Source organism: Pseudonocardia alaniniphila (genome assembly GCF_022524485.1).
Classification (GTDB): domain Bacteria; phylum Actinomycetota; class Actinomycetes; order Mycobacteriales; family Pseudonocardiaceae; genus Pseudonocardia; species Pseudonocardia alaniniphila.
Window position 1 is genome coordinate 140741 of sequence record NZ_JAKXMK010000032.1, and the last position, 14071, is coordinate 154811.

12 protein-coding genes are annotated in these 14071 nt (G+C 71.1%); all 12 read left to right on the plus strand.

The genetic code is table 11. The annotated features are described in order from the left end of the window. The first annotated feature begins 17 nt into the window (after positions 1-17). A complete protein-coding gene (gene argC, locus MMF94_RS32660) occupies positions 18-1037 on the plus strand; it encodes an N-acetyl-gamma-glutamyl-phosphate reductase (protein WP_241041277.1) in 1020 nt (339 codons plus the stop codon). Beyond that, entirely contained in the window at positions 1034-2200 is a 1167-nt protein-coding gene (argJ, locus tag MMF94_RS32665) for a bifunctional glutamate N-acetyltransferase/amino-acid acetyltransferase ArgJ (RefSeq protein WP_241041278.1), read from the plus strand. The genes argC and argJ overlap by 4 nt, the downstream gene beginning before the upstream one ends. 52 nt (positions 2201-2252) lie before the next feature. Beyond that, complete coding sequence (gene argB, locus MMF94_RS32670) at positions 2253-3125, plus strand: acetylglutamate kinase (protein WP_241041301.1); 873 nt, start codon at positions 2253-2255, stop codon at positions 3123-3125. Between the two features lie 53 nt (positions 3126-3178). Beyond that, positions 3179-4315 carry an acetylornithine transaminase gene (locus tag MMF94_RS32675; protein ID WP_241041302.1) on the plus strand — a complete coding sequence of 379 codons (1137 nt, stop codon included), beginning with the start codon at positions 3179-3181 and terminating at the stop codon, positions 4313-4315. Beyond that, on the plus strand, positions 4308-5228 hold the full coding sequence (gene argF, locus MMF94_RS32680) for an ornithine carbamoyltransferase (protein ID WP_241041279.1): 921 nt from the start codon (positions 4308-4310) through the stop codon (positions 5226-5228). Before MMF94_RS32675 ends, argF begins: the two co-directional genes overlap by 8 nt. Positions 5229-5311: 83 nt before the next feature. Continuing rightward, a complete protein-coding gene (locus MMF94_RS32685; protein WP_241041280.1) occupies positions 5312-5833 on the plus strand; it encodes an arginine repressor in 522 nt (173 codons plus the stop codon). 32 nt (positions 5834-5865) lie between these two features. Continuing rightward, the gene (gene argG / locus MMF94_RS32690; protein ID WP_241041281.1) at positions 5866-7299 is read left to right on the plus strand and encodes an argininosuccinate synthase; all 1434 of its coding nucleotides are present in this window, start codon (positions 5866-5868) and stop codon (positions 7297-7299) included. After that, positions 7299-8753, plus strand: a complete 1455-nt coding sequence (gene argH, locus MMF94_RS32695) for an argininosuccinate lyase (RefSeq protein ID WP_241041282.1) — start codon at positions 7299-7301, stop codon at positions 8751-8753. Before argG ends, argH begins: the two co-directional genes overlap by 1 nt. Beyond that, the gene (locus tag MMF94_RS32700) at positions 8750-10027 is read left to right on the plus strand and encodes an aspartate aminotransferase type Ic (protein ID WP_241041283.1); all 1278 of its coding nucleotides are present in this window, start codon (positions 8750-8752) and stop codon (positions 10025-10027) included. The genes argH and MMF94_RS32700 overlap by 4 nt, the downstream gene beginning before the upstream one ends. Before the next feature lie 5 nt (positions 10028-10032). Continuing rightward, positions 10033-10656, plus strand: a complete 624-nt coding sequence (locus MMF94_RS32705; RefSeq protein WP_379660316.1) for a DNA-3-methyladenine glycosylase — start codon at positions 10033-10035, stop codon at positions 10654-10656. 21 nt (positions 10657-10677) lie between these two features. Beyond that, on the plus strand, positions 10678-11691 hold the full coding sequence (locus MMF94_RS32710; protein ID WP_241041285.1) for an iron-siderophore ABC transporter substrate-binding protein: 1014 nt from the start codon (positions 10678-10680) through the stop codon (positions 11689-11691). Positions 11692-11725: 34 nt separating this feature from the next. Beyond that, on the plus strand, positions 11726-13003 hold the full coding sequence (gene tyrS, locus MMF94_RS32715) for a tyrosine--tRNA ligase (RefSeq protein ID WP_241041286.1): 1278 nt from the start codon (positions 11726-11728) through the stop codon (positions 13001-13003). Positions 13004-14071: the final 1068 nt, after the last annotated feature.

Sequence of the window (14071 nt, forward strand, 5' to 3'; positions counted from 1 at the left end):
CGTGCATAGTCATTCACGTGAAGCGGATCGCGGTGGCAGGTGCGAGCGGGTACGCGGGAGGGGAGCTGCTCCGGCTCCTCCTCGCTCACCCGGAGGTCGAGATCGGCACGTTGACGGCAGGCGAGAGTGCGGGCACGCCACTCGGCGTGCACCAGCCGCACCTGCTGCCGCTGGCGGACCGAGTGCTGGAGGAGACGTCGCCGGAGACCCTCGCGGGCCACGACGTCGTGTTCCTCGCGCTCCCGCACGGCCGCTCGGCCGAGGTGGCCGCGCAGCTCGGCGACGACACGCTCGTCATCGACTGTGGTGCCGACCACCGGCTCTCCGACCAGGCGGCCTGGGTCCGCTGGTACGGGGGTGAGCACGCCGGGAGCTGGCCTTACGGGCTGCCCGAGCTCCCCGGCGCCCGCGACGCGCTGCGTGGCACTCGCCGCGTCGCCGTGCCGGGCTGCTACCCCACGGTGGCCACGCTCGCCCTCTTCCCGGCGCTGGCCGCCGGCCTCGTGGCGCCCGACGTGGTGGTCACCGCCGTTTCCGGCACGTCCGGTGCCGGGAAGTCGCCGAAGCCGCACCTGCACGGTGCCGAGGTGATGGGCGCCCTCTCGGCGTACAAGGTGGGTGGTGCGCACCGGCACACGCCGGAGATGGTGCAGAACCTGTCCGGCGCGGCGGGCGTTCCCGTCACGGTGAGCTTCACGCCAGTGCTCGCCCCCCTGCCGCGCGGCATCCTGGCCACGTGCACCGCGCCGCTGACCGGTGACGGAACCGGCATCCGGGAGGCGTACGAGAAGGCCTACGCCGACGAGCCGTTCATCGCGTTGCTCCCCGAGGGCAGCTGGCCGACCACGGCGGCCACGCTGGGGGCGAACACCGCGCAGGTGCAGGTCACCGTGGATCCCGACGCGCAGCGGCTCGTCGCCGTCGCCGCGATCGACAACCTGACGAAGGGCACGGCCGGCGGTGCCGTGCAGAGCATGAACCTGGCCCTCGGACTTCCCGAGACCATGGGGCTGCCGCTCACGGGGGTGGCGCCGTGAGCCAGGGCGTCGTCGCCCCGAAGGGGTTCCGCGCGGCAGGCGTGACCGCCGGCCTGAAGACCAGCGGAGCCTCCGACCTCGCGCTCGTGGTCAACGACGGGCCGCGGTTCGACGCGGCCGGGGTGTTCACGCGTAACAAGGTCAAGGCCGCGCCGGTGCTGTGGTCGCAGCAGGTGCTCACCACCGGACAGCTGCGCGCGGTGGTGCTCAACTCCGGTGGTGCCAACGCGTGCACCGGCCCGGAAGGTTTCCAGACCGCGCACGCCACCGCGGAGAAGGCCGCCGAGTTGCTCGGCTGCGGCGCCATCGAGGTCGCGGTGTGCTCCACCGGCCTGATCGGCCGGCAGTTGCCGCGTGACCTCGTGCTGGCCGGGGTGGAGAAAGCCGCCGCGGGGCTGGCCGACAGCGCCGCGGCCGGTCTGGCCGCCGCCACCGCGATCATGACCACCGACACCGTCGCAAAGCAGGCGGTGCACAACGACCAGGCCGGCTGGAGCATCGGCGGCACCACCAAGGGCGCCGGAATGATCGCGCCGTCGATGGCCACGATGCTGAGCGTCCTGACCACCGACGCGGTGCTCGAGCCCGCCGCGCTCGACTCCGCGCTGCGCGCCGCCGTGCGCGTCAGCTTCGACCGCCTGGACGTCGACGGCTCGATGTCCACCAACGACACCGTGCTGCTGCTCGCCTCCGGAGCGTCGGGCATCACCCCTGCGGCCGACGAGTTCACGGCCGCGCTCACCGCGGTCTGTCAGGACCTCGCTCGCCAGATGCAGGCCGACGCGGAGGGCGTCACCAAGCGGATCACGGTGCGGGTCACGGGCGCAGCCGACGAGGACGACGCCGTCACGATCGCGCGGACGGTGGCCCGGGACAGCCTGGTCAAGACCGCGATCTTCGGCTCGGACGCCAACTGGGGCCGGATCGCGGCTGCCGTCGGCTACTCCGACGCGGAGGTCGACCCGGACCGGCTGGACGTCACGATCAACGATGCGCTGCTGTGCAAGGGCGGTGTCGCAGCGGGTGGCCGCACGGACGCCGATCTGTCCGGCAAGGACGTCCTCGTCGAGATCGAACTGGGGATCGGCGCGGGAACCGCAGAGATCCGCACCACGGACCTGTCGCACGGCTACGTGGAGGAGAACAGTGCCTACCCCACCTGAGGGCTCCTCCCCGGCCCCCGACGCCGCGGGCGACGACGAGGGGTCCACGGCCATGCGTCTGAAACGGGCGACCGAGAAGGCCGGCGTGCTGGCCGAGGCATTGCCGTGGCTGCAGCGATTCCACGACCAGATCGTCGTGGTGAAGTACGGCGGCAACGCCATGATCGACGACGACCTCAAGCAGGCGTTCGCGCAGGACATGATGTTCCTGCGGCTCGCAGGCATCCACCCGGTCGTGGTGCACGGCGGCGGGCCGCAGATCACCTCGATGCTGAGCCGCCTGGGCATGCAGGCCGAGTTCCGCGGCGGCCTGCGCGTCACCACTCCGGAGACGATCGACGTCGTCCGGATGGTGCTGGTCGGGCAGGTCGGCCGGGAGCTCGTCGGGCTGATCAACCAGCACGGCCCCTACGCCGTGGGCCTGTCGGGGGAGGACGCCGGACTCTTCCGGGCTGAGCGGCGCACCGCGCTCGTCGGAGGGGAGCCGGTCGACATCGGCCTCGTCGGCGACGTCGTGGAGGTCAACCCCGACGCGGTGCTCGACATCGTCGAGGCGGGCCGGATCCCGGTGGTGGCGGGTGTCGCACCCGACGAGAACGGCACCGTGTACAACATCAACGCCGACAGCGCGGCCGCCGCGCTCGCGTCCGCTCTCGGTGCAGCGAAGCTCGTGGTGCTCACCGACGTCGAGGGTCTGTATGCGAACTACCCGGACCCGGAGTCCGTGATCAGCGCGCTCACGGCCGATGAGCTGGAGCCGCTGCTCCCGGAACTCGAGAGTGGGATGGCGCCGAAGATGGAGGCTTGCCTGCGTGCCGTGCGCGGCGGGGTCGGGCGAGCGCACGTGATCGACGGGCGGGTGCCGCATTCGGTGCTGCTCGAGGTGTTCACCAGTGAGGGAGTGGGAACGATGGTGATCCCGTGAACGAGGGCAACGTGACGAAGAACGACTTCGCAGGCCGCTGGCAGGCGTCCCTGATGAACAACTACGGCGTGCCGCCGCTCTCGCTCGTGCGCGGTGCGGGCGCCGAGGTCTGGGACGCCGACGGCCGCCGCTACCTCGACCTCGTGGGCGGCATCGCCGTCAACTCCCTCGGGCACGCGCACCCGGCCGTGGTCGAGGCCGTCACCACGCAGCTGTCCACGCTGGGCCACACCTCGAACCTGTACATCACCGAGCCCGGGCTGGAGCTCGCGGAGAAGCTCAAGGAGCTTCTGGAGCAGCCCGACGCGCGAGTGCTCTTCTGCAACTCCGGCACCGAGGCGGTCGAGGCGGCGTTCAAGATCGCCCGGCGCACCGGAAGGCCGAATCTGGTGGCGGCCGAGAACGCCTTCCACGGACGCACGATGGGCGCGCTGGCCCTCACCGGTCAGCCGGCCAAGCGCACGCCGTTCGAGCCGATGCCGCCCGGGGTCTCGCACGTGCCCTACGGGGACGTCGCTGCACTGGACGCGGCAGTCGGTCCCGACACCGCGGCCGTGGTCCTCGAGCCGATCATGGGCGAGGCGGGCGCGATCACCCCGCCGGAGGGCTACCTCAGGGCCGCGCGGGAGATCACCGCCGCACGCGGCGCCCTGCTCGTGCTCGACGAGGTGCAGACCGGGATCGGCCGTACCGGCACCTGGTTCGCCCACCAGCACGAGGGCATCGTCCCGGACGTCGTGACCTTGGCGAAGGGCCTCGGTGGAGGGCTTCCGATCGGGGCGTGCATCGGGATCGGGGCGGCGGCGTCGTTGCTCGAGCCCGGGCAGCACGGCACGACGTTCGGGGGCAACCCGGTGTGCTGCGCCGCTGCGGTGGCCGTGCTGCGCACCATCGCCGCCGACGGGCTGCTGGAGCACGTCACGCTGGTCGGCAAGGGCATCGCCACGGGCATCGAGGAGCTGCACCACCCGCTGGTGCGCGAGGTGAGCGGGGCGGGCCTGCTCATCGGCATCGGTCTCACCGCTCCCGTGTCGGGCGCTGTCGCCGCCGCGGCGCGCGACGCGGGCTTCCTGGTCAACAACGCGGTTCCCGACCGGATCCGGCTGGTCCCGCCGTTGATCATCACCGAGGAGCAGGCCGGGGAGTTCCTCTCCGCACTCCCGTCGTTCCTGGACGCCGGCCGTGGTTAGGCACTTTCTGCGCGACGACGACCTCACCCCCGACGAGCAGCGGGAGGTGCTGGACCTCGCCGACACGATGAAGGCCGACCGGTACGCGCACCGGCCGCTCGCCGGTCCGCGCCCGGTCGCCGTGCTGTTCGACAAGCCGTCCACCCGCACCCGGCTGTCGTTCGAAGCCGGGATCGCGCAGCTGGGCGGGCATCCGCTGATCGTCGACGCCCGGTCCAGCCAGATGGGGCGCGGCGAGACGATCAGCGACACCGCGCGGATGCTCTCCCGCTACGTCGACGCGATCGTCTGGCGGACGGGCGACCAGTCGCGGATCGAGGAGATGGCGGCCGCCGCGAATGTGCCGGTGGTCAACGCGCTGACCGACCAGTTCCACCCCTGCCAGGTGCTGGCCGACCTGCAGACGATCCGGGAGCACTTCGGCCGGCTCGCCGGGCTGACCCTGACCTACCTGGGCGACGGCGCCAACAACATGTCCCATTCGTTGCTGCTCGGCGGTGCCACCGCCGGGCTGCACGTGCGGGTGTGTGCGCCGGAGGGCTTCCAGCCGGACGCCGGGGTGCTCCGCGATGCGACGACCCGCGCGGCCGCCACCGGTGGTGGGGTGGAGGTGATCACCGACGTCGACAAGGCCGTCGAGGGCGCGGACGTGATCGTGACGGACACCTGGGTGTCGATGGGGCAGGAGGACGACGGCCTGGACCGTGCGGCACCGTTCCGCGCGCTCCAGGTGAACGCCGCGCTCGTGCGCCGCGCCGCGCCCGGTGCGATCGTGATGCACTGCCTGCCGGCCCACCGCGGCGACGAGATCACCGACGAGGTGATCGACGGCCCCGCGAGCGTGGTGTGGGACGAGGCGGAGAACCGGCTGCACGCGCAGAAAGCGCTGCTCACTTGGCTGATGCGGCGCTGACCTGATTGCAGCGCTGATCGAGGTGACCACCAGCAAGCGAATGACCGAGGCGAGACGATGACAGGGACGACAGGAGCGAGCCGATGACAGCGGTGGGCGACGACTCCGTGACGTCGGGCGCGCCCGCACCGGGGCCCGGCCGGACGCGGGCCGGGCGCCAGGCCCGGATCGTCGAACTGATCACCCAGCAGGCGGTGCACAGCCAGCCCGAGCTGCTGGCGCTGCTGGAAGCCGAGGGCATTGGCACTACGCAGGCCACACTGTCGCGCGACCTCGACGAGCTCGGCGCCGTGAAGCTCCGGGGAGCCGACGGCGGCACGCCTGTCTACGTGATCCCGGACGACGGCAGCCCGGTGCGCGGAATCGAGGGTGGCACCGCCCGGCTGGCCCGGTTGCTGGGGGACCTGCTGGTCTCCGCGGACGCGAGCGGGAACCTCGCCGTGCTGCGCACACCGCCGGGGGGAGCGCACTATCTGGCCAGTGCCCTGGACCGGGCCGCCCTACACGACGTCGTCGGCACGATCGCCGGGGACGACACCCTGCTGGTGGTCGCCCGCGAGCCCCTCACCGGCGCCCAACTCGTCGCGCGCCTGCGCGAACTCTGACCCCGCGCGAATCGACAAGGAGCAACCAACTCGTGAGCAAGGTCCTGACCTCCCTTCCCAAGGGCGAGCGCATCGGCATCGCCTTCTCCGGGGGCCTCGACACCTCCGTGGCGGTCGCCTGGATGCGCGACAAGGGCGGGATCCCGTGCACCTACACCGCTGACCTCGGTCAGTACGACGAGCAGGACATGTCCGGCGTGCCCGCGCGCGCCAAGCAGTACGGCGCCGAGATCGCCCGCGTGCTCGACATCAGGCCGCAGTTGGTCGAGGAGGGCCTGGCCGCGCTGGCGTGCGGCGCGTTCCACATCCGGTCCGGGGGCCGGACGTACTTCAACACCACCCCGTTGGGCCGCGCCGTCACCGGGACGTTGCTGGTACGGGCGATGCAGGCCGACGACGTCAACATCTGGGGCGACGGCTCGACCTTCAAGGGCAACGACATCGAGCGGTTCTACCGCTACGGCCTGCTGGCCAACCCCGAGCTGCGTATCTACAAGCCGTGGCTCGACGCCGACTTCGTCCATGAGCTGGGCGGACGCCACGAGATGAGCAGGTGGCTCACCGCCCACGGGCTGCCCTACCGGGATGCGGCCGAGAAGGCGTACTCCACCGACGCCAACATCTGGGGTGCCACTCACGAGGCCAAGACGCTGGAGAACCTCGACGTGTCCCTGGAGACGATCGAGCCGATCATGGGGGTGAGGTTCTGGGACCCCTCGGTCGAGATCGAGACCGAGGACGTCACGGTCACCTTCGAGGCCGGGTATCCGGTGGCGATCAACGGAACGCGGTACGACGACAAGGTCGCCCTCGTCCTCGAGGCCAATGCCATCGGCGGACGCCACGGCCTGGGCATGTCCGACCAGATCGAGAACCGGATCATCGAGGCGAAGTCGCGCGGCATCTACGAGGCGCCCGGGATGGCGCTGCTCTTCGCCGCCTACGAGCGGCTGCTCAACGCCATCCACAACGAGGACACGGTCGCCAACTACCACAACGAGGGTCGCAAGCTGGGCCGGCTGCTCTACGAGGGGCGCTGGCTGGACCCGCAGGCTCTGATGGTGCGTGAGTCGGTCCAGCGCTGGGTCGCCTCGCTCGTGACCGGCACAGTCACGCTGCGGCTGCGTCGCGGCGACGACTACACGATCCTCGACACCGAGGGGCCGGGCTTCTCCTACCACCCCGACCGGCTCTCCATGGAGCGGGTCGAGAACGCCGCCTTCGGGCCGACCGACCGGATCGGCCAGCTCACCATGCGCAACCTCGACATCGCCGACTCCCGCGCCAAGCTGGAGGCTTACGCCGTGCAGCCGCACGAGCAGGGGACGGTGCTCGTCGAGCACGGCACTCTCTTCGGTGAGCTGCCTGTGGGCGGCTTCGACCGGATCGCGGCAACCGACGAGTCCGGTGAGCGCGACTCCGGAACGTCTCTCGACGCCGCCGCTCTGGAAGCTGGTAACGACTGATGGCGGGCTCCCGGTTGTGGGGCGGCCGGTTCGCGTCCGGCCCGGCCGACGCGCTGGCCGCCCTGTCGAAGTCCACGCACTTCGACTGGCGCCTCGCGCCGTACGACCTGCGTGGTTCGATGGCGCACGCCCGCGTCCTGCACCGCGCCGGCCTGCTCACCGAGAACGAGCTGGGCGGCATGCTGGACGCTCTGGCCAAGCTGGAGGCCGACGTCGAGTCGGGCGCGTTCGGACCCGCACCCGACGACGAGGACGTGCACTCGGCGCTGGAGCGGGGCCTCATCGAGCGGGCCGGGGTGGAGCTGGGCGGCAAGCTGCGCGCCGGCCGGTCGCGCAACGACCAGGTCGCCACGCTGTTCCGGATGTGGCTGCGCGATGCCGCCCGCCGGGTGGGTGCCGGCGTGCTGGACGTCGTGGACGCGCTGGTCGCGCAGGCGGACGCGCACCCGGACGCCCCGATGCCCGGGCGTACGCACCTTCAGCACGCACAGCCCGTTCTGCTCGCCCACCATCTCGCCGCCCACGCCCACGCGCTGCTGCGTGACGTCGACCGGCTGCGGGACTGGGACCGTCGTGCCGCGGTGTCCCCGTACGGATCGGGTGCGTTGGCCGGTTCCTCGCTCGGGCTCGATCCGGAGGCCGTGGCCGCAGAGCTGGGCTTCGACTCCTCCAGCGCGAACTCCATCGACGGCACGGCGTCGCGCGACTTCGCCGCCGAGGCCGCGTTCGTCCTCGCGATGATCGCGGTGGATCTCTCCCGGATCGCCGAGGAGGTGATCATCTGGGCCACCGCGGAGTTCTCGTACGTCACCCTCGATGACGCCTTCTCCACCGGCAGCTCGATCATGCCGCAGAAGAAGAACCCCGACGTCGCGGAGCTGGCCCGGGGCAAGGCGGGCCGGCTGATCGGCAACCTGTCCGGGCTCCTCGCCACTCTGAAGGCGATGCCGCTCGCCTACAACCGTGACCTGCAGGAGGATAAGGAGCCGCTGTTCGACTCGGTCGAGCAGCTGGAGCTGTTGCTCCCCGCGGTCGCCGGGATGGTCGCCACCCTGACCTTCCACACCGACCGGCTCGCCGAGCTGGCCCCGGCGGGGTTCACCCTCGCCACCGACGTGGCCGAGTGGCTCGTGCGGGCAGGCGTCCCGTTCCGTACCGCGCACGAGGCGGCAGGCGCATGCGTCCGGGCCGCGGAGGGCCGGGGCGTCGGGCTCGCCGACCTCACCGACGCGGAGCTGGCCGCCGTGCACCCGGCGCTCACCCCGGAGGTCCGGGAGGTGCTCACGGTCGCGGGCTCGATAGCCTCCCGCAACGCCCGTGGTGGGACGGCAGGGGAGCGCGTCACCGAGCAGCTCGACGAGGTGCGTGCCGCCGCGGCCGCCGCCCGGGAAGCCCTGGCGGCAGTCGTGACGAGCGCTCCCGCTCCGGGCGCCGAGACCGGAGGACCAGCATGACCTCGCCTGCCGACCTGGAGTCGCCGCTGCTCGACCTCGACGCGGCCCGTGCCGCGTACGACGAGTTCCGCGCCCAGGGCCTGTCACTCGACCTCACCCGCGGAAAGCCGTCGAGCGCCCAGCTCGATCTCGCCAACCCCATGCTGAGCCTTCCTGGCGAGCAGTTCCGATCCGCCGACGGCATCGACACCCGCAACTACCAGGGCCTGCAGGGCCTCCGGGAGCTCCGGGAGCTGTTCTCGCCGTTCCTGAAGGTGCCGGTCGAGCAGCTGATCGCGTTCGGCAACTCGAGCCTGGAGCTCATGCACGACACGGTCGTGCACGCTCTGCTCAGCCCGCTCCCCGGGGCCGAGCGCCGTTGGGTGGACGACGAGCGGGTGAGGTTCCTCGCCCCGACACCGGGCTACGACCGGCACTTCGCCCTGTGCGAACGCCTCGGCGTCGAGCTGGTGCAGGTGCCGATGACGCCGGACGGCCCCGACATGGACGTGGTCGAGGAGGTCGTGGCCGCGGACCCGTCCGTCAAGGGCATCTGGTGCGTGCCGAAGTACTCCAACCCCGACGGCGCCGTCTACTCCGACGAGACGGTGCGCAGGCTCGCATCGATGCCGACGGCCGCGCCGGACTTCCGCATCTTCTGGGACAACGCCTACGCGGTGCACCACCTCACGGACGAGGAGGTGGAGATCGCCGACGTGCTGACGCTGGCGGCGCAGGCGGGTCACGCCGACCGCCCCTTCGTGTTCGGATCCACGTCCAAGATCACGCTCGCTGGAGCGGGCGTCGCCTTCCTCGGGGCATCGCCTGCCAACGTCTCGTGGTGGCTGGCGCTCACCGGCAAGCGCACGATCGGGCCGGACAAGACCAACCACCTGCGGCACGTCATGTTCCTGCGGGACGCCGACGGCCTGCGGGAACACATGCGCCGTCACCGCGAGCTGATCGCCCCGAAGTTCGCCGGCGTCGACCGCATCCTGACCGAGCGCCTCGGGTCGGTGCCCGGCGTGCGCTGGTCACGGCCTGCCGGCGGTTACTTCGTGACGCTGATCGTGCCGGACGGCACCGCGGCCGAGATCGTGCGGCTGGCGGGCGAGGCGGGGATCGCGCTCACCCCGGCCGGCGCCACACACCCCTACGGCGTCGATCCCGAGGACCGCACGATCCGGCTCGCCCCGACGTTCCCGGAGCTCGCCGAGGTGGAGCGAGCCATGTACGGGGTCACCGACTGCGTCCGCCTCGCGCTGGCACAGCGGGGAGCGTCGACGGCATCGTGACGTTGCTGGACCGCGAGGAACTCGCGGACGACGTCCTCCGCGCGGCAGTGCGGTTGCTCGGGTGCACGGTCGAGGCCGACACCCCGGAAGGCACGGTCGCCGTGCGGCTCGTGGAGGTGGAGGCCTACCGCGGCGCCGACGACGCGGCCTCGCACAGCTTCCGGGGCCGCACCCCACGCAACGGTGTGATGTTCGGGCCGGCCGGGCACCTGTACGTCTATTTCATCTACGGGATGTACTTCTGCGCCAACATCACCTGCCTGCGTGACGGGGAGGCGGGTGCGGTGCTGTTGCGCGGCGGCGAAGTGGTCTCGGATCTGGCCACCGCCCATGTCCGCCGCCCCACCGCGCGGCGCCCGGCCGACCTGGCGCGTGGGCCGGCCCGGCTCGCGTCCCTGCTGGGGCTCGGTCGTGAGGACAACGGTGTGGACGTCACCGATGCGGGCTCGCGCGTTCGGCTGCTGGCCGCGCCGCCCGTGGACCCGGCGCTCGTCCGCTCCGGGCCCCGTGTCGGGGTGGCGGCCGCCCACGATCTCCCGTGGCGGTTCTGGCTGGACGGATCGCCGGGCGTGAGCCCGTATCGCCCCGGTCGCGGCGCACCTGTGGGACAGCTCAAGCCAAGGAAGTAGCTTAGGCTAACCTCTCTTCCCGTGACCGTTTTGCGTCTTCGGGCCTGGCGCACGCTCGCGCCCCTCCTCGCCGCCGCTGTCCTGCTCACCGCTTGCGCAGGCGAGGGAACGAGCGCCGGCACCGCGCAACCGTCATCGACGGGGAATGCGGCGCTCCCGGTGACGATCGAGCACGCCCTCGGCGCCACCGTGGTGCCCGCCGAGCCGCAGCGTGTCGTCTCGCTCGGCTTCAGCGACCAGGACGCGATCCTCGCGCTCGGGGTGATCCCCGTCGCGATTCGCGAGTTCACCGGCAACAAGCCCTCGGCGACCTGGCCGTGGGCCGCCGATCGGCTGCAGGGTCAGCAGCCGGAGGTGCTCGCCGGAGATATCGATCCGGAGAAGATCGCGGCGCTCCGGCCGGACCTGATCGTGGCCGTGTCGGCCGGGCTCGACCAGGAGCACTACGACGTCTTCTCCCGGATCGCCCCGACGATCACCCAGCCCGTCGGGTTCTCGGCCTATCAGACCCCCTGGCAGGACGCGACACGGCTGATCGGCAGAGCCCTCGGACGCGCCGGTGAGGCCGAGCGCCTGGTGACGGATCTCGACGCGCGGTTCGTGGCGGTGCGCGCGCAGTACCCGCAGTTCGCCGGCAAGCAGGCGGCGCTCGCTGCAGCCGGCTTCACCGGTACGGGCGGCTACTTCGTCTGGAACTCGAAGGACAATCGCGGACGCTTCCTGAGCTCGCTCGGCTTCACGGTGCCCGCGCAGTTCGACCAGCTCGCAGGGGAGCGGTTCTACGCAGAGATCAGCACCGAGCAGCTCAGCCTGCTCGACCAGAACGACCTGGTGGGATGGATCACCATCCCCGGCACCGAGAACTCCGGCCTCGACCAGCAGCCCGGCTACCCCGCGCTGCGCGTCGGCCGGGAGGGCCGTGTGGTCGGCCTCACCGAGGAGCAGGGCGTCGCGTTGTCGTTCAGCAGCGTGCTGAGCCTGCCCGCGCTGCTCGACGAACTCCCCGCCGAGTTCGCCGCGCACCTGGGCACCTGAAAACCCCTGGCCGCCGTGGGGGAGGATCGGTGTCGTGGGCATGGACATCCTCGACGAGCTGGAGTGGCGCGGCCTGATCGCGCAGAGCACCGACCTGGACGCCTTGCGGCGTGACCTGGCCGAGGGAGTGCTCACGCTCTATGCGGGCTTCGACCCCACGGCCCCGAGCCTGCACGCCGGAAACCTCGTGCCGCTGCTGACGTTGCGGCGTTTCCAGCAGGCCGGAGCCCGGCCGATCGTCCTCGCCGGCGGTGCCACCGGCATGATCGGAGATCCGCGAGAAGTCGGCGAACGGTCCCTCAACAGCGCCGAGACGGTCACAGGCTGGGCCGAACGCATCCGTGGACAGCTCGAGCGGTTCGTCGAGTTCGATGACTCGCCGACTGGCGCGCTGGTCGTCAACAACCTGGAGTGGACCGGGCCGCAGTCCGTGCTCGAGTTCCTGCGGGACATCGGCAAGCACTTCTCGATCAACGTGATGCTCGGCCGGGAGACGGTCAAACGCCGCCTCGCCACCGACGGCATGTCGTACACCGAGTTCAGCTACCTGCTGCTGCAGAGCCAGGACTACCTGCACCTCTTCCGGCGCCACGGCTGCCGGCTGCAGGTCGGCGGATCGGACCAGTGGGGCAACATCGTCGGCGGCGTCGAGCTCGTGCGGCGGGTGGAGGGCGAGACGGTCCACGCGCTCACCACGCCACTCGTCACCGACAGCGAGGGACGCAAGTTCGGCAAGTCCACCGGTGGCGGGAGCATCTGGCTCGACCCGGAGCTCACCTCGCCGTACGCCTGGTTCCAGTACTTCCTCAACGTGTCGGACGCCGACGTCGGCCGGTACCTGCGGCTCTTCACGTTCCTCCCACGGGAGGAGATCGAGGAGCTGGAGAAAACCGTCGCCGAACGGCCCCAACTACGCGCCGGACAGCGCCGGCTGGCCGAGGAGCTGACCACCCTCGTGCACGGCCGGCGCAACACCGACCAGGTCATCGCGGCGAGCAGCGCGCTGTTCGGCCGCGGTGACCTGCGGGATCTCGATTCGTCCACCTTGGACGCCGCGCTCGCCGAGGTCCCCACCACCACCGTCCGGCTCGAGGAACGGCCGACGGTCGTCGATCTGCTGGTTGCCACGGGTCTGGTGGAGAGCCGCAGTGCCGCTCGGCGCACCGTCGGCGAGGGCGGCGCCTACGTCAACAACGCCAAGGTGCCCGACGAGCAGTGGACGCCCGAGGAACAGGACCTGCTCCCCGGCGGTTGGCTCGTCCTGCGGCGGGGGAAGCGCAACCTCGCGGGCGCGCGGGCGGTTCCGGCCTGAGCGGCATCGAGCACCTCTGACCTGCGAGATCGTCCAACGACCTCGTCGGCGATGGGGGTTGGCCCACCATCAGCGGCTGGCGTGACGGGACGTGCGTGCGGGCTCGGGTTCGGCCTCGCTGGAGCGGGCCTGACCCGGAGCCTGCGCCTCGCGACGCCGTCGCCCGGCCCGGCGTTGGTCGGCTCGGTCAGTTCGTCGTTGCGAGGCCTGACTTGCCGGAAGGTTCGACCACCCGCCGGGGAAGAGATGCGTCGCCCGGCCTCGGGCCGATGCCGGGACGCACCCCGGGTGATCCCGCGTGTGGCCCGCTCCGGCGAGCCTGACATGCGGCGACACCGACGCGACCAGAACGACACGCGCGGGCCCTGCGTCGCTGCGAGCCCGACGCCACGTGGTTGGCAATGCGTCGGACGAGCTTCGCTCTCCGAGGTGGGCCTGACCAGCGGCGATCGGCTGGGCACAACCTGCGTCGCCGCGGTGTCGAGACCCGTGGTACCGCGTGACACGTCCCGCATGCGGCGTCCCGGCTCGAGAAGTTGGATGCGGGCCGGCACGCGAGGACAGCGAGGACGACTCGCTGGGAACACGCACCGCGTCCCGGGCGTTGGGAGAGTGGCAGGTGCGGGAAGCGGGCGCCTCGCATGGTTCACGGGTGGTTCGAGCTCCTTCGGCCGGAAACAGCACTTGACCTGCGAGAACGCCGAAGAGGGACCCCCGATTTGACTATGCTTCCGGCACCTGTGTAACTTTCTCCTCGTCGCCACGGCGGGCAGCACGACAGACCGGGACGGAGATCCTCCGGCCCAGAGTCAGCCCCCCGAGCAGGCGGCCACCTAGGAAGGCCTTGCACCACTCGGTGTAGACTTCCGAGCTGTGGGCCTGGTGGAGTTTGACTCCACGGTCAGGACCATGTACCGTAGAAAAGTTGCTCCGGCGCTGGTCGGGCAACACAGACGAGAACACAGCCCCGGCTCACTGCTTTACCGCAGTGGATGGTGTGCGGGTGTCTTTTGAGAACTCAACAGTGTGTCGAGCTTTATCATGAATTGGTTTTATGCCAGTTTGTTT

Coding starts and splice junctions, on each gene's coding strand:
- argH (WP_241041282.1), top strand. CDS start 7,299: ATGGCGGGCTCCCGGTTGTGGGGCGGCCGGTTCGCGTCCGGCCCGGCC.
- argB (WP_241041301.1), top strand. CDS start 2,253: ATGCGTCTGAAACGGGCGACCGAGAAGGCCGGCGTGCTGGCCGAGGCA.
- MMF94_RS32675 (WP_241041302.1), top strand. CDS start 3,179: ATGAACAACTACGGCGTGCCGCCGCTCTCGCTCGTGCGCGGTGCGGGC.
- MMF94_RS32685 (WP_241041280.1), top strand. CDS start 5,312: ATGACAGCGGTGGGCGACGACTCCGTGACGTCGGGCGCGCCCGCACCG.
- MMF94_RS32700 (WP_241041283.1), top strand. CDS start 8,750: ATGACCTCGCCTGCCGACCTGGAGTCGCCGCTGCTCGACCTCGACGCG.